Annotated in this window: 22 protein-coding genes and 1 tRNA gene; 8 read left to right on the plus strand and 15 right to left on the minus strand. The window is 67.2% G+C overall.

All coding sequences use genetic code 11. The features are described 5' to 3' along the window. The first annotated feature begins 78 nt into the window (after positions 1 to 78). Positions 79 to 1,095: a porin gene (locus EV698_RS07130; protein WP_130503401.1), complete on the plus strand. Its 1,017-nt coding sequence runs from the start codon at positions 79 to 81 to the stop codon at positions 1,093 to 1,095. A gap of 22 nt (positions 1,096 to 1,117) precedes the next feature. Here EV698_RS07130 and EV698_RS07135 read toward each other — a convergent pair whose 3' ends face one another. Genes EV698_RS07135 through EV698_RS07145 form a run of 3 tightly spaced genes read right to left on the minus strand, consistent with a single transcriptional unit; the run spans position 1,118 to position 3,752 of the window. Next, a complete protein-coding gene (locus tag EV698_RS07135) occupies positions 1,118 to 2,674 on the minus strand; it encodes an FAD-binding domain-containing protein (RefSeq protein ID WP_130503402.1) in 1,557 nt (518 codons plus the stop codon). Further along, on the minus strand, positions 2,671 to 2,871 hold the full coding sequence (locus EV698_RS07140) for a DUF2256 domain-containing protein (RefSeq protein WP_130503403.1): 201 nt from the start codon (positions 2,869 to 2,871) through the stop codon (positions 2,671 to 2,673). Before EV698_RS07140 ends, EV698_RS07135 begins: the two co-directional genes overlap by 4 nt. Beyond that, positions 2,871 to 3,752, minus strand: a complete 882-nt coding sequence (locus EV698_RS07145) for an NAD-dependent protein deacetylase (protein ID WP_239016227.1) — start codon at positions 3,750 to 3,752, stop codon at positions 2,871 to 2,873. The genes EV698_RS07140 and EV698_RS07145 overlap by 1 nt, the downstream gene beginning before the upstream one ends. A gap of 104 nt (positions 3,753 to 3,856) precedes the next feature. Between EV698_RS07145 and EV698_RS07150 the strand changes: the two genes are divergently transcribed. Genes EV698_RS07150 through EV698_RS07155 form a run of 3 tightly spaced genes read left to right on the plus strand, consistent with a single transcriptional unit; the run spans position 3,857 to position 6,437 of the window. Beyond that, the gene (locus EV698_RS07150) at positions 3,857 to 5,077 is read left to right on the plus strand and encodes a Bcr/CflA family multidrug efflux MFS transporter (protein ID WP_239016228.1); all 1,221 of its coding nucleotides are present in this window, start codon (positions 3,857 to 3,859) and stop codon (positions 5,075 to 5,077) included. Positions 5,078 to 5,080: 3 nt separating this feature from the next. Then, positions 5,081 to 5,743 (plus strand): hypothetical protein, encoded by a 663-nt coding sequence (locus EV698_RS10310; RefSeq protein WP_165385749.1) that lies wholly within the window; start codon positions 5,081 to 5,083, stop codon positions 5,741 to 5,743. Further along, on the plus strand, positions 5,730 to 6,437 hold the full coding sequence (locus EV698_RS07155; protein ID WP_165385750.1) for an MlaC/ttg2D family ABC transporter substrate-binding protein: 708 nt from the start codon (positions 5,730 to 5,732) through the stop codon (positions 6,435 to 6,437). The genes EV698_RS10310 and EV698_RS07155 overlap by 14 nt, the downstream gene beginning before the upstream one ends. Here EV698_RS07155 and EV698_RS07160 read toward each other — a convergent pair. From EV698_RS07160 to EV698_RS07170, 3 genes are read right to left on the minus strand one after another with little or no spacing between them, the layout of a single operon-like run. After that, on the minus strand, positions 6,431 to 7,579 hold the full coding sequence (locus EV698_RS07160) for a lipocalin-like domain-containing protein (protein ID WP_239016229.1): 1,149 nt from the start codon (positions 7,577 to 7,579) through the stop codon (positions 6,431 to 6,433). The genes EV698_RS07155 and EV698_RS07160 overlap by 7 nt on opposite strands. Continuing rightward, entirely contained in the window at positions 7,579 to 10,071 is a 2,493-nt protein-coding gene (locus tag EV698_RS07165) for an FtsX-like permease family protein (RefSeq protein ID WP_130503406.1), read from the minus strand. The genes EV698_RS07160 and EV698_RS07165 overlap by 1 nt, the downstream gene beginning before the upstream one ends. Beyond that, complete coding sequence (locus EV698_RS07170) at positions 10,068 to 10,733, minus strand: ABC transporter ATP-binding protein (RefSeq protein WP_130503407.1); 666 nt, start codon at positions 10,731 to 10,733, stop codon at positions 10,068 to 10,070. The genes EV698_RS07165 and EV698_RS07170 overlap by 4 nt, the downstream gene beginning before the upstream one ends. Before the next feature lie 113 nt (positions 10,734 to 10,846). Between EV698_RS07170 and EV698_RS07175 the strand changes: the two genes are divergently transcribed. Both EV698_RS07175 and msrA read left to right on the plus strand, forming a co-directional pair. Then, entirely contained in the window at positions 10,847 to 11,389 is a 543-nt protein-coding gene (locus tag EV698_RS07175; protein WP_130503408.1) for an NUDIX hydrolase, read from the plus strand. Then, on the plus strand, positions 11,390 to 11,938 hold the full coding sequence (msrA, locus tag EV698_RS07180; RefSeq protein WP_130503409.1) for a peptide-methionine (S)-S-oxide reductase MsrA: 549 nt from the start codon (positions 11,390 to 11,392) through the stop codon (positions 11,936 to 11,938). Here the strand turns inward: msrA and EV698_RS07185 are convergent. Next, positions 11,917 to 12,222 carry a DUF2288 domain-containing protein gene (locus EV698_RS07185; RefSeq protein WP_130503410.1) on the minus strand — a complete coding sequence of 102 codons (306 nt, stop codon included), beginning with the start codon at positions 12,220 to 12,222 and terminating at the stop codon, positions 11,917 to 11,919. The genes msrA and EV698_RS07185 overlap by 22 nt on opposite strands. Before the next feature lie 82 nt (positions 12,223 to 12,304). Between EV698_RS07185 and EV698_RS07190 the strand changes: the two genes are divergently transcribed. Further along, complete coding sequence (locus tag EV698_RS07190) at positions 12,305 to 13,192, plus strand: DMT family transporter (RefSeq protein ID WP_130503411.1); 888 nt, start codon at positions 12,305 to 12,307, stop codon at positions 13,190 to 13,192. A 3-nt stretch (positions 13,193 to 13,195) separates the two neighbouring features. Here the strand turns inward: EV698_RS07190 and EV698_RS07195 are convergent, their stop codons facing one another. The 7 genes from EV698_RS07195 to EV698_RS07225 all read right to left on the minus strand — a co-directional run bounded on the left by EV698_RS07195 (position 13,196) and on the right by EV698_RS07225 (position 19,189). Then, entirely contained in the window at positions 13,196 to 16,459 is a 3,264-nt protein-coding gene (locus EV698_RS07195; protein ID WP_130503412.1) for a DEAD/DEAH box helicase, read from the minus strand. A gap of 81 nt (positions 16,460 to 16,540) precedes the next feature. Continuing rightward, positions 16,541 to 16,780 carry a MoaD/ThiS family protein gene (locus EV698_RS07200; protein ID WP_130503413.1) on the minus strand — a complete coding sequence of 80 codons (240 nt, stop codon included), beginning with the start codon at positions 16,778 to 16,780 and terminating at the stop codon, positions 16,541 to 16,543. 51 nt (positions 16,781 to 16,831) lie between these two features. Next, positions 16,832 to 17,377: a GNAT family N-acetyltransferase gene (locus tag EV698_RS07205; RefSeq protein ID WP_130503414.1), complete on the minus strand. Its 546-nt coding sequence runs from the start codon at positions 17,375 to 17,377 to the stop codon at positions 16,832 to 16,834. Between the two features lie 383 nt (positions 17,378 to 17,760). Beyond that, positions 17,761 to 17,834 (minus strand) — tRNA-Gln (locus EV698_RS07210). An 8-nt stretch (positions 17,835 to 17,842) separates the two neighbouring features. Continuing rightward, on the minus strand, positions 17,843 to 18,235 hold the full coding sequence (rpsI, locus tag EV698_RS07215) for a 30S ribosomal protein S9 (protein WP_130503415.1): 393 nt from the start codon (positions 18,233 to 18,235) through the stop codon (positions 17,843 to 17,845). Positions 18,236 to 18,254: 19 nt separating this feature from the next. After that, on the minus strand, positions 18,255 to 18,683 hold the full coding sequence (gene rplM / locus EV698_RS07220) for a 50S ribosomal protein L13 (RefSeq protein WP_130503416.1): 429 nt from the start codon (positions 18,681 to 18,683) through the stop codon (positions 18,255 to 18,257). A 62-nt stretch (positions 18,684 to 18,745) separates the two neighbouring features. Next, positions 18,746 to 19,189: an OsmC family protein gene (locus EV698_RS07225; protein WP_130503417.1), complete on the minus strand. Its 444-nt coding sequence runs from the start codon at positions 19,187 to 19,189 to the stop codon at positions 18,746 to 18,748. 114 nt (positions 19,190 to 19,303) lie between these two features. On the opposite strand from EV698_RS07225, the gene crp reads away from it, so the two are divergent. Continuing rightward, on the plus strand, positions 19,304 to 19,942 hold the full coding sequence (crp, locus tag EV698_RS07230) for a cAMP-activated global transcriptional regulator CRP (protein ID WP_130503418.1): 639 nt from the start codon (positions 19,304 to 19,306) through the stop codon (positions 19,940 to 19,942). Here crp and trpC read toward each other — a convergent pair whose 3' ends face one another. Then, a complete protein-coding gene (gene trpC / locus EV698_RS07235; protein WP_207220546.1) occupies positions 19,943 to 20,740 on the minus strand; it encodes an indole-3-glycerol phosphate synthase TrpC in 798 nt (265 codons plus the stop codon). Between the last annotated feature and the right edge of the window lies 1 nt (position 20,741).

Consider the following 20,741-nt stretch of genomic DNA (forward strand, 5'->3'; position numbering starts at 1 on the left):
GTGATTCCTGTTTGACATTGATAATCATTCTCATCTAAGTTTCGACGCCCGTTTTTTACTCCAATGAGGAAGCAAGTGATGAAGCACGCACAGAAGATCGCCCTTTTCATGGCTGCCGGCATGGTCTCCGCCGGTGCCCACGCCGCCGATTTCGAGGTTGCCGACGGGACAACCCTGACTCTGGGCGGCGAGGTGGTGTTGAACTACCTGAGCAAAGACACGAAGGGCGGCGATTCCGAGACAGAATTCACCGACGACGGCTCCCTGGTTCTAATCGGTGCCGAGCGGGATCTCGGCAACGGTTATGGCGCCTACGTTGAGGCCGAGTTTGAATACAACACACTGGGCGAGGGTGACGGCGACATCAGCCGCGGCGCCAGCGTCTTCGGCTTCACCGGCGATTTCGGCGAAATCCAGATCGGTGACAGCGACAACGTCTTCGAGGACCTGATCACCGACGCCATCGATCCGTTCGAGAATGCCAGTCTCGCGGATACCGACCGGACGCCGGAAGACAGTATGATCACCTACTACAGCCCGGACATGGGCGGTTTCTCCTATCGGCTGCAGACCCGGGTCAAGGACGAGAACGATGTATTGGTGGAGAAGGGCGACGGCGGTAATCCGCCTGAAGTGAAGCCGTCTGGCAACGAGGTGAGCCTGATTGCCGCGGCCGCATACGACTTTGGCGGCATTACCCTGTCAGCCGGATATGACAATCGCGGGTCTGTAGATACCGAAGACGGCGACGCCGTTTTCGAGTCCGAGGATGCCGTCATGGGCCTGGCTGCTGTCGCCGATATCACCAGTAACGCCGAAGCGAGCTTCAGGTACGCACGCCAGGACAACAAGTCCGGCGATGATCTCGATCTGACCGGTGCTGCGCTGGTCTACAACTACGGTCCCGGTGATGTCTACGGCGCCGTGCAGGGCGTCTCGCAGGACGGAGAGGACAGCCGCACGCAGGTCGCCGGTGGTGTGAACTACGGCGTGGCCGACGGGCTGTTAATCTTCGCCGAGTACGGCAATTTCGACGGCGTCAGTGCGGGTGACAAGGACAAGCTGGCCGTCGCCGGCCTGATCCTCGAATACTAATCCCGCTCACGGTTTCCATGTCCTAGAGATCGAGCGTGCCCTGGCCCGGCACCGTGCGCTGGCGACGCTGTCGCGGGCGCTCGGGGCTGGGGCTTCGGCTCGCGTGCTGGCGGCGGACCCGGGCCGACTCCCGGGTCAGGTCCCGGCTGGCCCGGTGCGCCTTGATCTTCTCCCGCGCCTCGCGGGCGGCCTGTTCGTGATCCACCACCGGCCAGGGGTAATCCCGGCCCAACCTCACGCCATAGCGCTGCTGAAGGCCTGCCGGCATTCGCCAGGGCTCGTGGATCCAGTCCGCCGACACAGCGACGAGTTCCGGCACCCAGTGGCGGATGTACGCCCCGTCCGCGTCCTGATCCCGGGACTGCTTGACCGGGTTGTAGATGCGCAGGGTGTTGATCCCGGTCGTGCCCGACTGCATCTGGAACTGGCAGTAGTGGATACCCGGCTCGTAGTCGGTAAAAAGCCGCGCCAGCTGCTGCGCGGGCTCACGCCAGTGCATCCAAAGGTGATAGCTCGATACGGCCACGAGCATCGCCCGCATCCGAAAGTTGATCCACCCCTCGGCGCGCAGCTGGCGCATGCAGGCATCCACGAAGGGCAACCCGGTACGGCCCTCGATCCAGGCGGCCAGGCGCTCGGGATCGGCACCGGATTCATCGCGCAGGCCGTCATAGCCACGATGCATATTGCGGTACTCGAGGGCCGGTTCGTCCTCGAACTTCTGGATGAAGTGGCAGTGCCAGTGCAGGCGCGATTCGAACGACTTGAGCGACTGCGCCCAGTTCGAGCGCGGGGCCTCGGCCTTGAGCGCCATCCAGCGGCGGCGGTGGGTCTGGACGATCTCGCGCAGCGACAGCGTGCCGTAGGCGATATGCGGCGAGAGCCGTGAACAGACCCGCCAGGCCGACGCCGGGCTGGACATGCCCTGGCGATAGGTCTCGCCACGCGCATCCAGGAAGCTCTCCAGCAGCGCCTCGCCGGCCGCCCGACCGCCGGGCTGGCGGCCGGGACAGGGGATGTCGCCCACGCCGAGCTGCGTGGGAAGGGCTTCAACGGGATGGGTGGCCGCCCGCACGGCGGGGCCCGGATCGAGCGCCTCGCCCCGGCTCGGCAATGTTACCGGGCTCACCTTCATGCGCCGCTCCCAGTGCCCGGCCCACTCGTCGCGGCTCGCCAGTGGCCGGACCACGCCGAACTGCGGGACCTCGTGGAAGGCCATGCCGGTCTGGCGACAGATACGGCGCACGGCGCGATCACGCCGATAGGTCCAGTCGCTGCCGGTCTCCTCGTGGGCATGGATCGCCGCCACGCCGAGCGTCTCGTGCAGCCGGCGGAAGATGGCGGCGGCCTCGCCCTCGAACACCCACAGCCGCAGGCCGTAACCCGCCAGCGCGGTGTCCAGCTCGATCAGGCTCTCGCGGATGAACGCCCAGTGGCGCTGCGCGGTATCCGGCTGGCGCCAGTAATCGGGCTCGATGACATAGACCGGCAGCACCGGCCCCGCGGCCATGGCCCGCGCCAGCGGGGCGTGATCGGCAATGCGCAGGTCGCGCTTGAACCAGACGATCTGCGCGCTCACGATCGCCGCCGCTTTTTGCCGCCGGGCACGGCGCGCGGGGCGTCCGCCTCACCGCCCTCGTCCACAAGCTGTCGGTTACGCCGGCAGCGCTCCGAGCAGTAGCGCACGTTCTCCCAGTCGCGCGCCCACTTGCGCCGCCACTTGAAGTCACGGCCGCAGACCGGGCAGGTCTTGCTGGGCAGGGGCTTTTGCGCCATCAGTTCGCCACCGCCCGGGCGGGCAGCGCCCGGATGATCCGCGCCAGCCCGTCGGCACAGTCGGCAGTGAGCCGCCCGCTGGCCTCGGCATCGCCACGGGTAATGCCCAGCCCCAGCACATAGACGGGCTTCCCGGCGGCCGCCGCGGCCCGCACGAACCGATAACCCGACCACACCATGAGCGACGAGCCCACCACCCACAGCGCGGAGGCGCTCTCCAGCGCCGCGAATGCCGCCGCCACCCGCGGCTTGGGAACGGTCTCGCCAAAGAAGGTCACCGCCGGCTTGAGCATCCCGCCGCAGGCCTCGCAGGTCGGCACCACGAAGCGGTCGTAGTCCACATCACCGAGCTCGACGTCACCATCCGGCGCGGTGTAGCGGGCCTGCGCCGCGGCGGCCCAGTCGGGGTTGGCGGCCTCGAGCTGCGCCTGGTGTAGCGATCGCGGAATGACCCGCGCGCAGTCCCGGCACTCCACCCGGTCGAGGCGGCCGTGCAGGTCGAGGACATCCCGGCTGCCGGCGGCCTGGTGCAGGCCGTCGACGTTCTGGGTGATGACCGGCCCCACCACGCCTAGCTCACCCAGGGTCGCCAGCGCCCGGTGAGCGGGGTTGGGGCGCGCCTGCTCCACCGTTCGCCAGCCCACCAGGCTGCGGGCCCAGTAGCGCTTGCGGCCATACTCGCTGCCGGTGAACTCGGTGATCTGCATGGGCGAGCCGCGTTTCCAGCTGCCGCGGTGATCGCGGTAGTCGGGGATACCCGAGCCGGTGGAGACCCCGGCCCCGGTGATCACCATCACCGGGGCATGCGCCTCGAGGGCCGGCGCGAGGTCCGCCACCGACCATTCATCGGCGGCCTCGGGGAGTGGCCGGGATCTCGCCACGATGGGGGAACTCCTCTGTCCGATCGGCCTCAACAAAACCTACGTTATACTGACAGGTCGAGGCGACCGGAATTCGGTTGCCGCAGGCCCTGGAGACTCAACCCTTGTTCGGACCCGTCAAACCCGCCCGCGCCAATGGCGTGGCGATGATCGTCATCCTCGGTGTCATCACCGCGTTCGCGCCCCTGTCCATCGACCTGTATCTGCCCAGTCTGCCACTGATCGAGCAGGATCTGTCGGTCAGCCCCGGGCTCACCCAGCTGAGCCTGGCGCTGTTTTTCATCGGCCTCGCGGTCGGCCAGTTCTTCTACGGGCCACTGGCGGACCGTTACGGGCGCCGTCGGCCATTGCTCGTGGGCATCCTGCTCTACCTCGCAGCGACGCTGCTCTGCGCGTTCTCGATGAATATCGAGATGCTCCTCGCCGGGCGACTGACCCAGGGCTTCGGCGCCGCGGCCGGCCCCGTCATCGCCCGCGCCGTGGTCCGCGATCTCTATTCCGGCCGGCGGGCGGCCCGGGTGATGTCGTTCGTCATCCTGGTGATGACCGTTGCCCCGCTGATTGCACCGGTGCTGGGCGGCTGGATCAGCAGCCTGCTGGGCTGGCGGGCGGTATTCGGGGCACTGACGCTGTTCGCACTCGCCTGCGGGGCAACGCTGCTGCTGGCGCTGCCGGAGACGCATCCCGTCGAACGGCGCCAGAGTGATCGTCTGGGACGGCTTTTCATGGGCTATGTACCCATCGTCCGCGACCCGCTCAGCCTCGCCTACCTGGGCGCGGGCGGGATGGCGTTCGCCGCGCTGTTCGCCTATGTCGCCGGCAGCCCGTTCGTCTACACCGAGGTGTTCGGCGTCTCGCAGGCGAATTTCGGGTATTTCTTTGCCCTCAACGTGGTCGGCCTGCTGCTCGGCAACCTCACCAACGGCCAGCTGGTCATGCGTTTCGGGCACCGGCGCATGCTCACCGCCGGCGTACTGACCATGGCGATGGGGACGACGGTGCTTGTCGCCATGGTCGCGGCCGGGATCCGCGGCCAGTGGCTGCTGACCCCGGTGCTTTTCGTCACGCTGAGCACGGTCGGGATCATCGCCGCCAACACCGTGGCCGGGCTGCTCAACCGCCATCCCGACCATGCCGGATCGGCCTCGGCGCTGTTCGGCGTGGTGCAGTTCGGTTTCGGCGCAATGAGTGCCGCGCTCGTCAGCACCATCGGGGGCGATCAGCTCGTCACCATGGTCATGGTCATGGCGCTGACCGCGGCGCTGGCGCTGGCCTCGCTCTCGGCGCTCTGGCACCAGCAGCGGCAAGTCGCCGCGGCGGGCTGATCGATGGCACGCGAAGACGACCGCATCGACAATCGCATCGCCTGCCTGCGCACGGACCGGCTGCCGGCCACGCTGATCTCCGATGCCGGTTATCACTGCGAGGTCTGGCGCAGCAGCGGTAGCGTTTTCCGCGATGGCGAGCGCCAGACACTGGATCGGGTCATCAAGGTCTCGCGCAGCCGCACGCCGGCCCGCGAGGTCGAGATCCTCAACCGTGATCACCGGCGCCTGCGCGAGGCCCTCGGCGGCATCGTCCCGCCGACGGTGTTCGTGCGCACCCGCATCGATGGCGAGGAGAGCGTGATTGCGATGGCGCCCAACATCCGGCGCTGGTTCGACGTCGCCAACCCGGGCAACGAATCCGACCTCGCGCCCATGATCGCCCGGGACAAACGCCTGCGCGACGCCCTGGCGCATTTCATCGCCACCGCCGAGCGCTGGTACCGACAGGAGGATCGGGTGCTCGACCTCTACGGCATCGACAACCTCGTCCTCGACCGCAATCATCATCTGCACTACATCGACAGTTTCGGTGTTTTCTTCCATGCTGATCTGCTGGAAATCCTGCCCGATCCCGACCCGGGGCTCGCGGAGCGCATCCGCATGTCGCGGCTGCGACTGGAGTATCTCAATCACCTGCTGGAGATCGCCCATGACCCGAACTGATAACCTGCTGCCGACGCTGCAAGCGCTCGTTGCGGCCGCCCTCCTCATGCTGGGGACGACCGTCGGCGCCACGACGTCGGCCGAGGACAACACCCCCGAGACGCCCGAAGCCGTCGTCGAGTACGTGGTAACCGATGCGCTCAACAGCATCGCCGAGCGTCAGGAGACCCTGGCCGCCGACCGGGACGCCGCCGTCGCAATCTTCAATGACCAGGTCCGGCCCTATGTGGACACGCTGCTGATGGCGCGCTTTGCGATGGGGCCCGCCGCACGTACCGCCGACCCGGCGGACATCGAGCGACTCGCCGAGGCGCTCGCCGATCGTGTCGCCAATCTCTACGCCGGCGCGCTGCAGCGCTATGCCGAGGATGCCGCCGACTTCGCCGAGAGCGGCAGCGTCGACCTGCGCCTGGTAAGCGAGAAGGACAATCGCGCGATTGTGAGTGCACTGGCCGAGGGGCCGGGGATCGACAGCCTCAAGCTGCGCATCCAGCTCTACAAGCGCGATGATCGCTGGCGGGTGTTCGATATCGAGACCAGCGGCATCAGCATCCTGCTGGTCTTCCGCGACGCACTACAGTCGGCAGCGGGACGTGACGGCGGTGTGGACGCGATGATCGAGGCCCTCGAGGAAGGCGCCATCGATGTCGAGGATGAGTGGGAGGAGCAGACCGGCGGCGACGAGGCTCAGTAGCCGGTCATCTCCAGGTAACCGACGCCGCTGGCGGTGCCCTCCACCGCCACGGCACCCTCCCAGTAGCGCACGGTGGTGGGCATTTCCTGATCGTCCAGCCGCGCTTCCACCACCAGCGTCATGCCCTCTTCGGGCAGACGCAATTCCCAGGCCACCGGATAGCGTGAACCGGTCCGCGGGCTCGTCCAGTAACGCTGGGCGGTCAGGCGGAAATCCTCGGCGGTGAGTGTGCGGCTGCTGCCGTCCGGCTCGACGAGGATCCCCGCCGAGTGGCGATCGGTCTCGCCATCGTTACGTCGCAACCGGTAGACCATCAGATCGCGGCCGTCCTCGAGTTGCAGGGCGAACCAGTCCCAGCCGGCCTGATCGGCATCCAGGGCGCTCGTACTCCACTCCCGATCCAGCCAGGCGCTGCCGGTGACCGACGCGGTGGAGTCGGCGAATGCCACCTCGCCCTCGGCCGCGAGCCGGGTGTAGGAGTAGTAGCGCGAGGCATTGGCAGGGTCCTCGCCCTTCTGGCTGTAGCCGGCGTCGCCCTGCAGGACATGGGGCCTGGCGGCGTCGATGGCCAGATCGACGGCGATACCCGTCTGCGGATCGTCGGCCTTGATCGTGAGCGGGAAGAGCGTGTCCGGATCGTCGCTGCGGATCTCCCAGTCATCCATCCACACCCGCACCGGGCGGGTCGTGGCACCGGCCAGCCCCAGGGCCCCGCGCTGGTAGCGCTCGGCGGCGCGATGCTCGCCGCGGGCGAGGTCGGTCACGGCGAAATGCCCCATCCAGACCTGGCGGGTCGCCCAGTCGGAGGGGCGGTCTTTCGCCTCGGGCGCCAGCGCGGTCCGGAACAGCGTGAGCTGGAAGCCGTAATCGTCACCGGATTCGCTCGTGAGATTACCCGTGAAATACCACCACTCGGTGCGATGGTCGGGATGTGCGCCGTGGTCCGCGGGAAAGGACAGCGCTCGCGGTCCCGTCACCCGGGCATAGGCATCGGCATCATCGCTCGGCCCCATTGCCGCGGCCAGGCTTTGCGCCGCCGGGCGTGGCTCGCTACCCGGCAGTCCGAAGCGGAACACCCCGATCACTACCGCCCCGATCAGCAGCCCCACCAATCCCATCAGACCGGCATCAATCCGTCGCATCACTCCCCCTTGAGTCCGGCGGCGATTTGCAGCCGTGTTGCCCGCCAGGCGGGGTACAGCGTTGCCAGCAGCGCCGCGACCACCGCCAGCAAAACGCCCTCGACCACCGGCCCCACCTGCAGCTCGAAGCCCATGGTCCAGCCGTAGGCCCGGCGGTTGATGACAAATACCAGCAGCCCGGCCAGCAGCACGCCCAGTGGCACCGCCCAGAGCCCGGCGATGAGCCCCAGCAGGCCGCTCTGCCCGCCGATCAGTCCGGCGAGCCCGCCACGACTCAGCCCAACGGCACGGAGCATCGCGAACTCGCGCAGGCGATCGAGCTGCAGCGCCATGAGCGCCGAGATGACGCCGACGAACGCCACCAGCCCCGCCAGCCAGCGCAGCACCTCGGTAATGGCGAAAGTGCGGTCGAAGATGCGCAGCGACTGCTCGAGCACTGCCGCATTGTCGGTGACCCGGGCCCCCGGGACCCCGGCGAGCGACTGCTCCAGCTGCGGGATGAGGGCATCGCGATCGGCGGCATCGGTAACATGCACGCCGATCCCGGCCAGCCCGTCGTCTTCGTAGAGATCGCGGTAGAGCGCGCGGCGCATCAATACCGCGCCGGTGGGCGAGGCGTAGTCGCGGTAGACCCCGGCGACCTCCAGATCGACGGACTCGCTACCCACCGGCAGGGTTAGGGTGTCACCGGGCGCCAGCGACCGCCGGGCGGCGAAGGGCTCGCTGATCAGCACCGCCTGATCGGTGGCGTAGGCGTCGAGCGCGGTAGCGGGTTCGGGACGGCGGATGTCCACCTGCGGCGCGCGCTCCGCGGGGAGCTCCAGCGCCCAGATCGTGACCGGGCCATCGGCGGTGGGGAGGTCATACCACTGCGAGCGACTGACGAAGTCCACGCCGTTCAGGGCACCGAGGCGGTCGGCCTCGGCGTCCGCCAGCGTCGCCGGCGCCGAGATGTAGAAATCCGCCGCCAGCGAGCCCTCCAGCCAGTCGACGACGCTGGCGCGGAAGCTCGCGATCATCACCGCCACGCCGATCACCGCCGCCACCGCCACGGACAGGGCCGCGACGGCCACCCCGGTACGACTCAGCGAGGCCACGGCCCCCTCGACGATCAGGCTGCCCACCGGCCGGCCGCGCATCAGCGGCCGCAGGGCCGCGCCGACGCCGAGGATAATGACCGGCGCGAGGAACGCCGCGCCGAGGATCAGGGCGAAAAGCCCGACGAATGCCGGCACCAGCCCCTCGCTCAGGGCAATGACCAGCGCGCCGGCGACCAGCGTGATGCCACCCGCGATTCCGCCGCGACGGGCGAGCTGCCGGGCGCGCTGCTCCAGGTCGGCCCGCGAGAGTGCCGCGCGCGGGGGCGTGGCGGCGGCCTCCCGCGCCGGCGCCAGGGCGGCCACCACCGAGCCGACCAGCCCCACCAGCAGGCCCGCCACCAGGCTCCAGGGCGAGAGCATGAGCTCGCCGGCGGCGCGCTCGAAATAGACATCGTTAACCGTCTGCAGGACCAGGCCCACCAGTCCGTGGGCCAGCGCGAACCCGAGGCCCAGGCCGGCCAGCGTGCCGATGATGCCGATAAAAAGCGCATCGCCGAGCATCTGGCCCATGATCTCGCGGCGCTGTACGCCCATGGCCCGCAGGATGCCGATGGTCGCCCGACGCCGGACCCCGAGGAAACTCAGGGTGTTGAACACCAGGAACGCCCCGACCACCACCGCCAGCAGCGACAGCGCGGTCAGGTTGATATGGAAGGCCTGGCTCATCTGCAACACGGACTGGGCGCTGGCGGCCGCGGGCACGATCCGCACGCCGTCGCCCAGATCATTGGCCAGGGCCTGGGCCCGCGCGTCATCCATGATCAGATCGATGCGGTCTAGCCGCCCCAGCTGGCCCAGCAGCTGCTGCGCCGCGGCGATGTCGGTGAGTAACAGCCCGCGGGCCTGGTCGTCGGGATCGTCCACCACCGAGACCACGGTCACCTGCCGGCGCTCGCCGTTGATGAGCAGATCCATCGAATCCCCGGATTCCACCGCCAAGCGCTCGGCCTCGCCCCGGCCGACCACGACGGCATCGTCGCGCAGCATCAGGGCGTTAAAGGCGTCGCCGAGGTCGTTGGCGCCACCGAGCGGGCGCTGGAAGCCACCCTCGGCAAAGGCGTCCACGCCCAGCAGGGTCAGCGATCGCCGGGTATCGTCGGCACGGACCACGCCGCCCTGCACGATGGGCGCCGCCTGGCGCAGTCCCTGTTCGGTACGCAGCCGGGGGTAGAGGCGCTCGTCGACCCCCTCGGGCCCGGCGACGATCTGGTGCGTGGCGCTGCCGGTGACCGACTCGAGGGAGACGCGCATCGCCTCCCGCGCCGAGTGATTGGCGAGGTCCACGGCCACCACCACCGCCACGGCAATGGCGACCCCGAGCATGGCGAGCCCGGTCTGCAGGGGGTGGCGTCGCAGGTCGGCCCGGCCGATGCGCCCGATCAGTCGGTTCATTCGGCGTCGACCAGGCGGCCGTCACGGATGGTGAGCAGCTGATCGGCGAGGCCCACCACCTCCTGGGCATGGGTCACCATGATCAGGGTGCGCCGCTCGGCCCGGCAGAGCCCGTCGAGGAGCGAGACGATGCGCTCGGCATTCTCCAGATCGAGGTTGCCGGTGGGCTCGTCGGCGAGGATGAAATCCGGCGCGTGGATCAGCGCCCGGGCGATGGCGACGCGCTGCTGCTCGCCGCCCGAGAGCCGGTCCGGCCAGTCGCCGCTCCGCCCGCCAAGGCCGACGCGCTCGAGCCATTCCTCGACCCGGCCGTCATCCGCCAGGCCGTTGAGGCTCAGCGGCAGACGCAGGTTGTCGCCCACCGACAGGGTGGGAATGAGGTTGTAGGCCTGGAACACGAAGCCCATGCGCCGGCGCCGCAGCGCCGTGAGGGCGCGATCACCGAGGGCGGCGATATCGGTCCCGCCGATGCGCACCACGCCGTCACTGGGCGTCTCGAGCCCGCCGAGGAGGTTCAGCAGCGTGGATTTGCCCGAGCCGCTGCGGCCGACCACCACCACGAACTCGCCGGCGTGGATGGTGCCGGAGACGCGATCGAGGACCGTCCGCCGCGGCGCCTCACCATACCAGCGGCTCAGCGACTCGAAGGCAATATCGGCCATGGGGGTGGGCTCCGTTACAAGGTTGTCCGCCTAGAGTGACAGAGGCGCAGGCGTCGATTCCAGCGATGCCTCTGGTATTCTCAGGGACCTACATTCGTGCAAGAGATTCCGTTATGAGCGACTCCGAGGACCCGAGCGTCGGGCCACGCGTCTACCGTGTTCCCGACGGCGATGACCGCGAGCGGGCGACCTGCCCGGAATGCGGCTTCATCGCCTACGAAAACCCGCGCATTGTCGTCGGCGTGGTCGCGCGGGCCGATGATGAACGCATCCTTCTATGCCGCCGCGCCATCCCGCCGCGGATCGGCTACTGGACGCTGCCGGCGGGCTATATGGAGCTCAACGAGACCGCCGAGGCCGGCGCCTGCCGCGAGGCCTACGAGGAGGCCCGGGCCAATCTCAAACTCACCGGGCTGCTCGCGGTCTACAGCCTGGCACGCATTCACCAGGTCCAGTTGATCTATCGCGCCGTGCTCACCGACCCGCACGTCGAGGCGGGCCCGGAATCGCAGGAAGTGGGGCTGTTCCACTACTCGGAGCTGCCCTGGGACGAACTGGCGTTTCCGACGGTGAAATGGGCGCTGCAGCACGATCATCAGGCGCATATGGAAGGCCATGGCCAGGCCTTCGCCAACCCGACAACGGAGGAAGATTAAATGGCGACAGCGACATTGGGCGGCGGCTGCTTCTGGTGCATCGAGGCGGTGTTCCAGCGCCTCGACGGCGTCAACTCGGTGACGTCGGGCTATGCCGGCGGCGAGACCCCGAACCCGGACTACCGCAGTGTCTGCACCGGCCGCACGGGTCATGCCGAGGTGGTCCAGGTGGACTACGACCCGGCGGTGATCGATTTCGACACCCTGTTAGCGGTGTTCTTCGCCATCCACGACCCGACCACGCCCAACCGGCAGGGCGCGGATGTGGGCCCGCAGTATCGGTCCATCGTGCTGTACGAGGACGACGACCAGCGCCAGACCGCCGACGCGCATATCCAGCGGCTGACCACGGAGGGGGCCTTCCACGCCCCGATCGTGACCGAAATCACGCGACTGGAGCGCTTCTACCCGGCCGAGGGTTATCACCAGGATTACTACCTGCAGAACGCCCCGATGCCCTACTGCCAGATGGTCATCGACCCCAAGCTGGAGAAGGCGCAGACGCTGTTCGGCAACCGGATGCGCGATCAGGCCGCCACCGGCTCCTGAACCAGCACCCAGGGGGCGGCGACCACCGCCCAGAGATCGGGATCGCGGGACACCCAGTCCCGTGCATCCTCGGCCTCGGCCCGCCGGACCTGCCCGGCGGTCATCCACTCCATCACCGTCGCCTCGTCATCGCGCACGAAGGCCGCCGCGACGGCCACCAGGTCGATTCCAGCGTCCACGCGCACTACGACGCCCCGCGCGAAGTGGCGTTCCAGCTCGCTCCAGCGCACACGGCCGGTCTCGGTATTGAGTTGTGTCTCCAGCGGGATCTCCGCATCGGTCATGGCAAGGCTCCACTACGCTATTTGAATGCTCGGACCGGATTGTACTGGACGTTGTGACCTCTTCATCCTAGGCTCCGCATCCATGAACGCCCGCGACTGGTTACTCCTCATCGTCCTGTCCACCGTCTGGGGTGGATCGTTTTTCTTCTTCGAACTGGCGCTGCAGACCCTGCCGCCGTTCACGGTGGTGCTGGGGCGGGTGAGCTTTGCGGCCGTCACGCTGCTGGTGATTGCGCGGTTGCGCGGCGTAACGCTTCCCTTCAACGCCACCCTGGTACGGCGTTACCTGTTGCTGGGCCTGATCAGCAATGCCATGCCGTTTTCCTTCATCGTCTGGGGGCAGACGCAGATCCCCAGTGGTCTTGCCTCGATCATCAATGCCATGACACCGATCTGGGCGATGCTCGTGGGGCTGATAATCGGCAGCGACGAGCGGCTGACGCCGGGGCGGGCGATCGGGATCCTGCTCGGGTTTACCGGGGTGGCGGTGCTGCTGGGCCCCGACCTGCTGCGCAAACTCGATCCCTACAGTCTCGGCCAGCTCTCGGTACTGGGAGCGACGATCTGCTACGGCTTCGCGGTGCATTACGGCCGCCGCTTCAAGGACACCTCCTCGCTGGTCAACGCCGCCTACATGCTGAGCGCGGCGACGGTCTGGCTGATCCCGGTGGCGTTTATCGTGGATCAGCCCTGGACGCTCTCGCCGGGACTATCGGGCTGGAGTGCGCTGCTGGGCCTTTCGCTGGTCTCCACGTCGTTCGCGTATCTGCTTTATTTCCGGCTGCTCGCCTCGGCCGGCGCCAACAACATGTCGCTGGTGACCTTCCTGGTGCCGGTCTCGGCCATCACGCTGGGGGCGGTGTTCCTCGACGAGCGCCTCGGCTCCACGGCATTCCTCGGCCTGGGCATCCTGTTCGTGGGCCTCGCAGTGATCGACGGCCGGCTCTGGCGGCTGTTACGGCGCGCCTGACGCTTACTCCCGGGCGGGGTCCTCGCCGCCGAGGGGCGCGAACAGCGTCTCGATGGTTTCGGCATCCAGCGCCTCGCCCGAGCCGCTCGTGCTCCCCGTCTCCAGCAGCCGCTCGCCCAGCTCGGCCTTGTCGCGCTGCATGGCCATGATGCGGTCTTCCACCGTATCCCGGGTCAACAGGTGGTAGACGAACACCGGCTGATCCTGGCCAATGCGGTGGGCCCGGTCGGTGGCCTGGCGCGTCACCGCCGGATTCCACCAGGGGTCGTAGTGGATCACGCTGTCCGCCGCGGTCAGGTTCAGTCCCGTCCCGCCGGCCTTGAGGCTGATGAGAAAGATCGGTACCTCGCCATCCTGAAAGCGCTGCACCTCCCGCTCGCGATCGCGGGTTTCACCGGTCAGCTTCGCGTAGGTCATGCCCCGGGCCTCCAGCGCCGATCCGATCAGGGCGAGCATGCGGGTGAACTGCGAGAACACCAGGATGCGCCGATCGGACTGACGCAGGTCGTCGATAAGCGCCAGCAGTCGGTCGAGTTTCGCGGAGCCATGGGCGGTTTGTGGCGCATCACGCACCAGGCGCGGGTCGCAGCAGGCCTCGCGCAGTTTCAAAAGGGCGTCGAGGATCTGCACGCGGCTCTGCGGCTGGTCGGGTCGCGCCAGCGCCTCGCGTACGCGGGGCTCCTGGCCGAGGCGCAGTTGCTCGTAGAGCGCGCGCTGATCACCGCCGAGCTCGGCGTAGACCGGGATCTCGGTCTTGGCCGGCAACTCCTCCGCGATCGCCCCCTTGGTCCGTCGCAGCAGGAACGGCGCCACCCGGTCGCGCAGCGCCGCCAGGCGGCTGTCGTCGCCGTCGTCCTCGATGGGGCGTCGGTAGACCCGCTTGAACGACGCGGCCGTGCCCAGCAGTCCCGGCGCGACAAAATCGAACTGCGACCAGAGCTCGCCGAGATGATTCTCCAGCGGCGTCCCGGTCAGGCTCAGCCGCTGGGTGGCCGAGAGCGTTCGGACCGCCCGGGCGGCCTGGGCCCGCGGGTTTTTCACCGCCTGCGCCTCATCGAGCACCAGCAGGTGCCAGGGCTGTGCCTGCAGGCGCTCGATATCGCGCACCACCAGGCTGTAGGTGGTGAGCACCAGGTCCTGATCGCCCAGGCGGGCGTAGTCGGCGTGCCGCTGCGGGCCATGCAACCGCAGCACGCGCAGTCCGGGGGCAAAGCGCGCCGCCTCGCGCTGCCAGTTGAACAGCAGACTGGTCGGTACCACTACCAGGCTCGGGGCCCGGGTCCGCCCGGCAGCCTTTTCGATCAGCAGGTGACTGATGATCTGCAGCGTCTTGCCAAGCCCCATGTCGTCCGCCAGCACCCCGCCGAGTCCCAGCCGCGCGAGCCGCTGCAGCCAGCCGACACCCTCGCGCTGGTAGGGACGCAGCGCCCCCTCGAGCCCCGGCGGCGTGGCCGGCGGCTCCGATTGGGGATCATCCCGGTTGAGCGCGTGGCCGAGCCGGCGCAGATCGGCCTCGTCCCGCCATTGCAGGGCATTGCCATCCGCCTGCTCCAGGTCATCAAGGACACCGGCGCGGCTGGTCGGCAGGATCAGCTGGCCGTCGCGTAGCCGCGTGGTCGGGTCATAGAGCTCGGTCAGCCCCTTGAGCATGGGGATCAGCCGGCTCGCCGGGATCGGCACGAGGCGGCCATCCCCCAGGTCCACGAGCAGGCTGCTGTCGGGATCGATGGCGTCGAGGTGACGGGTCGCCATCGCCTCGGGGTTGTCACGGATGAGCGTGAGCAGCAGCGGCATGACCGGGTGCCGTTCGCCCTCCACCTCGATGGTGAGCCCGAACCCGAACCAGCCCGGCTGGCTCGGCTGTGAGCGGGTCTGCGCCTGCCACTGATCGGGGGTAACCAGCCGCCAAGGGAAGCCGCGCTCCACCGTCACCCGCCAGCCCTCGGCCTCGAGCTCGGGGACGGTCTCGACCACGAACTTCCGCCAGTCGCGGGTGTGATCCGGTACCAGGCGACCCTCGGCCATGGTGCCCGTGGCATGCAGCCCGGCCTTCGCCAGTCGCTCACGGGCCCGGGATTCCGCCGGGATGTCGCGGCGGTAGTCCCGGATCTCGCCGGCCTCGAACACCGACAGCCATGAGCCACCGGTCCCGGCATCCACCCGATGACCGGCATAGTCGAAGTGCAGCTCGGCCATCGCCTCGCCGCGCTCGTCACGCGTGGCGCGGTTCGGGTCGCCGAGGCGGGTCAGACGCAGGACCGGCGTGGGCCGGACGTCATCAATACGTCGACGCCGGGGCGCCTCGGGGGCGGGAATGGGCAGGCTGTCAGCGCTGAGTGCCTCGGCCACCGCCGGCACCTCTTCGGGCGGGACCACCGGGCCGGCCTGCAACTGGGCGACGAGCGCCGCCGAAACCCCGGTATCGATGACACCGAAGGTGCCTTCCTCCGGCGCCAGCCAGATGGGCGGATGGCCGGTCAGGGCGAGGCGCTGCGCCCCGGCGTCGACGGCCAGGTGCTGGCTGCCATCCGCGAGGGACTGCCACCGGAAGCCGCCGTTGATTGCCGCGGATTCGTGAATGGCCGGGGCCTCGGGACGCTGCCAGTGGGCGCGATCGGTGGCGGCCAGCGCCTGGAGCAGGAAGTGGACGTCGTCGGGCGCCACCGGACAGCCGTTCTCCGGGAGCAGCCGCAACAGGCGACGGTCCGCCGCCGTGAGCATCCCCTCCGGCGCCCGTCGGACACCGGCGAATGGCAGCAGCCGGCCATAGCCACCCCGGCGGCGCAGCCGGGCGCGCTGCGGCGTGACCGTCAGCTGACCATTGGCATCGCGATCGAGCAGGTAGATCAGCGCCTCGCCCCGCGGCGCCGAGGCGTTTTTCGCATTGTTGTCGGCCGCCAGGCGTCGGGCCCGGTCGAGCCACTGCGAGATCGCCGGGTTGGCGCGGATCATGCCGGCCGGCGCCGTGCGCCCCAGGTAGTAGAGGATCGCCGCGACGGCGTGCCCGCAACCGCCCCCCGCCGGGCAGCTGCAGAGCGTTGTCACCGGCCGGTGCGAGGGCAGCGGGTGGACCCGGATATCCACGGAGTGGATGTGACGGCGATCGGCCTGGACGCGGGCGAAGAACCCCTGCCCGCCGGGGCTGCAGTCGAGCACCGCACGCGCCTGGATCAGCTGCTCGCCGGCCTCCAGCGACTCGCGCGGGAAGTCCGCCCAGATAGCGGCCTCACCATTTGTCGAGATCCATTCCGTGAGGGAGTCGGTCAACGCGTTCGCTCCGGGCGGCTTTCATGCACAACCCGACAGCATACCGCTTATCGACCGCGAAGGGGCGAGCGTAGAACGTAATCAGCCGCCACTGACCGGCGGCAACAGGACCAGGGTTTCACCGTCGTGAACGGTGTCCTGCCGGGTACGCAGTTCGTCATCCACGGCACAGGCGACCCGGGGCAGGTGATCCTCAATAGCCGGGTGCTCGCCGACCAGCACATCCAGCGCATCGGCGATACGGCAGGGCGTCTCGATTGGAAGATTAACGGTCTCGGTACCCGCTGCCTCGCGGAGCACGCCATAGAGTTCGATTTTCATCGTTCAGTCCGCTCCGCTCCCTGTAAAACCAATGTGTTTTCGCTGTTCCGATCAGACGAAAGGATGGAGATCCAGGAACAACACTGGACTGTCCTCATCCTCGTAGTTTTCCTGGATAGGCGTGAATCCGTATTTCAAGTAAAAGCCAACAGACGGTTTCTTGGCATCCACCACGAGGAAACGGCACCCGACCGCTGGCATGATGTCGCCGAGCGCGATTGCCAATGCCAGATCCAGGAGACTTCGTCCAAGACCGCTCCCCTGGTATCGCTTGTCCGTTGCAAGCCGGGCAACCTTGATCGAAGGAAGGGATTTGTAGGCAATCGGGCCTTTATTGCCCTCAGGGCGATGGTGCGCTTGAGCAATCTGGACCTGGCTGCATATAAGGGTAATGTATCCGCGCACGCGATGACTTTCATCGACTGCAACGTAGCTCTTGGCCACATTTCGGCGATGAAAATCCGCAGCTTCGTTCTTGAGGAAAGCTTTCAGGGGCGTGAACTCGGGATCGCCGAGCGACAAGGACTTCGTATTGTCGTCGGAATTGATCTGACGGATTTCCAGCTCTTGTTGGCTGCCGTCTTCATCCTGACTCATATGATCGAATGGCTTTTACTGCCCGGTAACCTTAACTCTAACCTTTAAGTTTCTTGTGCCGCTCGCACTTCGATCTGCGATCAGCTTACGCGCACGCTGAACCGCACCGCGAGAGCTGGCGTTAGGCTGATTTTCCTCACGAACGTATCTATTCAGCCGGTCGGCGTCATCACCGCTGACTTGCACGCTACCGAATGTGTCGGTTTTTACACTCATATCACCCTCCGACTCAGGACAGAAGAACGTAACAAGGATAGCTCAAGTTAGCTACATGCTGTCGCTTCAGCAGCAGTCCGCTCCGCTCGCTGTCGAACCTTCCAGCTTCGAACCCTGGCACTCACTTATCCATAAAAAACCCCGCCTTTGGCGGGGTCCTTTATGGATGGCTGGGGGACCAGGATTCGAACCTGGGTTGACGGATTCAGAGTCCGTAGTCCTACCGCTAGACGATCCCCCAAAAACCTTTTAGCGCTTGGAGAACTGCGTCGCGCGCCGCGCCTTGTGGAGGCCGATCTTCTTGCGCTCGACCATGCGGGCGTCGCGCGTCACGTAACCGGCCTTGCGCAGGCTCGGCTTGAACTCCTCATCGTAGTTGATGAGTGCCCGGGTAATGCCATGACGGATGGCGCCCGCCTGTCCGCTGGAGCCGCCACCGAAAACGCTGATCTTGATATCAACCTTTTCCTTGGTGTCGGTGAGCTCGAGCGGCTGGCGGACGACCATGCGTGCGGTCTCGCGGCCGAAGTACTCGTCAAGCGGCCTGCCGTTGACGGTAATCGTGCCTTTGCCGGGGCGCATATTGACGCGTGCCGACGATTTCTTGCGCCGGCCGGTCCCGTAATACTGTTGAACTGCCATCGGTTATCGTCGCTCCGAATCAGATTTCCAGCGCCTGGGGCTGCTGGGCGTGGTGCTGGTGTTCGCCACCGCTGTAAACCTTGAGCTTTTTCAGCATCTGGCGGCCAAGACGGTTCTTCGGGAGCATACCCTTGACGGCGAACTCGACGGCGCGCTCGGGATGATCCCTGATCAGGGTCTCGAAGTTCATCGCCTTCATGTGACCGACGTATCCCGTGAACCGGTGATACATCTTCTGCTCGGCCTTCCGGCCGGTCACTTCCACCTGCTCGGCGTTCACGACGACGATGTAATCGCCCGTGTCGACGTGCGGCGTGAACTCCGCCTTGTGTTTGCCCCGTAGCCGGAATGCGATTTCCGAGGCGAGTCTTCCGAGTGTTTTGCCGGCGGCGTCGACAACGTACCAGTCGCGCTGGACGTTTTCGGCTTTGGCGCTAAACGTTTTCATGGGTGCTGTATCTCCGAAGCCAATGCCCCCGAATTAAGATGCCAAAGTGTACAGAAAGGCCGTTAACGCGACAAGCCATCACTGGCCTCGCCTGCATCGACCACCTCATGGCCGTGCGTCACCTCGCAGGCCTCGGCGAGCATGATCGTGGCGGAACAGTATTTCTCGGCCGATAATTGTACCGCACGGGCGACCGCGGCATCCTTGAGACCGTCGCCACTGACGCGGAAATGCAGGTGAATGCCGGTAAAGACCTTGGGCGGGGTGTCGGCCCGGCTCGCGTCGATATCCACCTCGCAGCCCGTCACCGGATGGCGGCCGCGCTGGAGGATGTACACCACGTCTACGGCCGAGCATGTGCCCAGCCCCTCGAGCAGCAACTCCATCGGTCTCGGCCCCCGATCGCGACCGCCCAGGTCCGGCGGCCCATCCACCGTTAGTCGGTGACCGCTGCCCGATTCCGCCTCGAATGCCATCCCGTCAAGCCAGCGTACATGCGCCTTCACGGCCTATCCTCCATGCCAGACCCCTCCATATGGGGCATTTCCCCGGTATTGAGCCGCAGTATAACGTCCGTCGTCGGGTAACCGACGAAGAAACAAGAAAACAGGGAGGGTTCCATGTCACCCGCGAGCTATCGTTTTTTCCAGCGTCCGTCCATTGTCGAACTGTTGCGACACTGCGGTCGCAGCCGCTACCGCCCCCACTCGACGCTCATCCACCAGGGCGCAGAGAGCGACCGGTTGTACCTGCTGCTGCGGGGCTCGGTGAGCGTGCTCGAGGAAGACAGCGACGGGCGGGAGCTCATCCTTGCCTACCTCAATCCCGGCGACTTTATCGGCGAAATGGGGCTTTTCCTCGAGGCGCCGGAGCGCAGTGCGTGGATCCGGACGCGGACCACCTGCGAGTTCGCGGAGATCAGCTACACCCGCTTCGCGCGACTGCAGGACGATCACCCGGTGGTTCTGCAGCCTCTGCTCGAGCAGATCACGCGCCGCCTGCGCGACACCAACCGACGCTTCCGGGCGCTGGCGTTCGAGGACGTCCGCGGCCGGGTCATCGCCACCCTGCACGACCTGGCACGCCAGCCCGACGCCATGACCCACCCCGACGGCATGCAGCTCAAGGTCACGCGCATCGAGCTCGGACGCCTGGTGGGCTGCTCACGGGAAATGGTCGGCCGGGTACTGCGGGACATGGAGAACGAACAACTCATCTCGGCGAAGGGACGGACCATCGTCGTCCACGCCGCCCGCTAGTCAGTCGAAGAGCTCGGCGAGCCGATCGCCGGGCGACTCGGCGCGCATGAAGGCCTCGCCCACCAGGAATGCGTCGATCCCCCGGGCCCGCATCGTGGCCACATCGTCGCGGGTATGGATGCCGCTTTCGGTGACCAGCCGGACGCCCTCGGGTACCGAGGGCGCGAGACGAGCCGTGGTCTCGAGCGTGGTCTCGAAGCTGCGCAGGTCGCGGTTGTTAATGCCGATCAGGTCCCCGCCGAGGCGCAGCGCGCGATCGAGCTCGGCGCCGTCATGGACCTCCACCAGCACATCCATCCCCAGCGACCGCGCCCGTTGGTAGAGTGCGGACAGCTGCGCATCGTCCAGTGCCGCGACGATCAGCAACACGCAGTCGGCGCCCAGCACCCGGGCCTCGAGCACCTGGTAGTCATCGAAAATGAAATCCTTGCGGATCACCGGGCAGTGACAGGCCGTGCGCGCCTGCTCGAGATGGGCATCGGCACCGGCAAAGAAATCCGCCTCGGTGAGCACCGACAGACAGGCGGCCCCGCCCCGTGCATAGCTACGGGCGATGGCCGCCGGATCGAAATCCTCGCGCAGCACGCCCTTGCTCGGCGAGGCCTTCTTGATCTCGGCGATGACGCCCGCCTGCCCCACCGCGATGCGCGCCTCGAGCGCCGCGCGAAAGCCACGCACGGGCGGCGCGTCGGCGAGTTGCGATTCGAGCTGCGAGGCACTTATCTGCCGGCGGCGTTCCTGCACCCGCTCCACCTTGCTCGCGATGATGCGGCGCAGGATGTCCGGCGTGTCGGGCAGG

Origin of the sequence: Spiribacter vilamensis (assembly GCF_004217415.1) — a bacterium.
Taxonomy (GTDB): Bacteria; Pseudomonadota; Gammaproteobacteria; order Nitrococcales; family Nitrococcaceae; genus Spiribacter; species Spiribacter vilamensis.

Bases quoted from the DNA above. Each gene is read 5' to 3' on its own strand.
- EV698_RS07130 (WP_130503401.1), top strand. From the start codon at position 79: ATGAAGCACGCACAGAAGATCGCCCTTTTCATGGCTGCCGGCATGGTC.
- EV698_RS07140 (WP_130503403.1), bottom strand. From the start codon at position 2,871: ATGGCGCAAAAGCCCCTGCCCAGCAAGACCTGCCCGGTCTGCGGCCGT.
- EV698_RS10310 (WP_165385749.1), top strand. From the start codon at position 5,081: ATGGCACGCGAAGACGACCGCATCGACAATCGCATCGCCTGCCTGCGC.
- EV698_RS07155 (WP_165385750.1), top strand. From the start codon at position 5,730: ATGACCCGAACTGATAACCTGCTGCCGACGCTGCAAGCGCTCGTTGCG.
- EV698_RS07160 (WP_239016229.1), bottom strand. From the start codon at position 7,579: ATGCGACGGATTGATGCCGGTCTGATGGGATTGGTGGGGCTGCTGATC.
- EV698_RS07165 (WP_130503406.1), bottom strand. From the start codon at position 10,071: ATGAACCGACTGATCGGGCGCATCGGCCGGGCCGACCTGCGACGCCAC.
- EV698_RS07170 (WP_130503407.1), bottom strand. From the start codon at position 10,733: ATGGCCGATATTGCCTTCGAGTCGCTGAGCCGCTGGTATGGTGAGGCG.
- EV698_RS07175 (WP_130503408.1), top strand. From the start codon at position 10,847: ATGAGCGACTCCGAGGACCCGAGCGTCGGGCCACGCGTCTACCGTGTT.
- msrA (WP_130503409.1), top strand. From the start codon at position 11,390: ATGGCGACAGCGACATTGGGCGGCGGCTGCTTCTGGTGCATCGAGGCG.
- EV698_RS07185 (WP_130503410.1), bottom strand. From the start codon at position 12,222: ATGACCGATGCGGAGATCCCGCTGGAGACACAACTCAATACCGAGACC.
- EV698_RS07190 (WP_130503411.1), top strand. From the start codon at position 12,305: ATGAACGCCCGCGACTGGTTACTCCTCATCGTCCTGTCCACCGTCTGG.
- EV698_RS07200 (WP_130503413.1), bottom strand. From the start codon at position 16,780: ATGAAAATCGAACTCTATGGCGTGCTCCGCGAGGCAGCGGGTACCGAG.
- EV698_RS07205 (WP_130503414.1), bottom strand. From the start codon at position 17,377: ATGAGTCAGGATGAAGACGGCAGCCAACAAGAGCTGGAAATCCGTCAG.
- rpsI (WP_130503415.1), bottom strand. From the start codon at position 18,235: ATGGCAGTTCAACAGTATTACGGGACCGGCCGGCGCAAGAAATCGTCG.
- rplM (WP_130503416.1), bottom strand. From the start codon at position 18,683: ATGAAAACGTTTAGCGCCAAAGCCGAAAACGTCCAGCGCGACTGGTAC.
- crp (WP_130503418.1), top strand. From the start codon at position 19,304: ATGTCACCCGCGAGCTATCGTTTTTTCCAGCGTCCGTCCATTGTCGAA.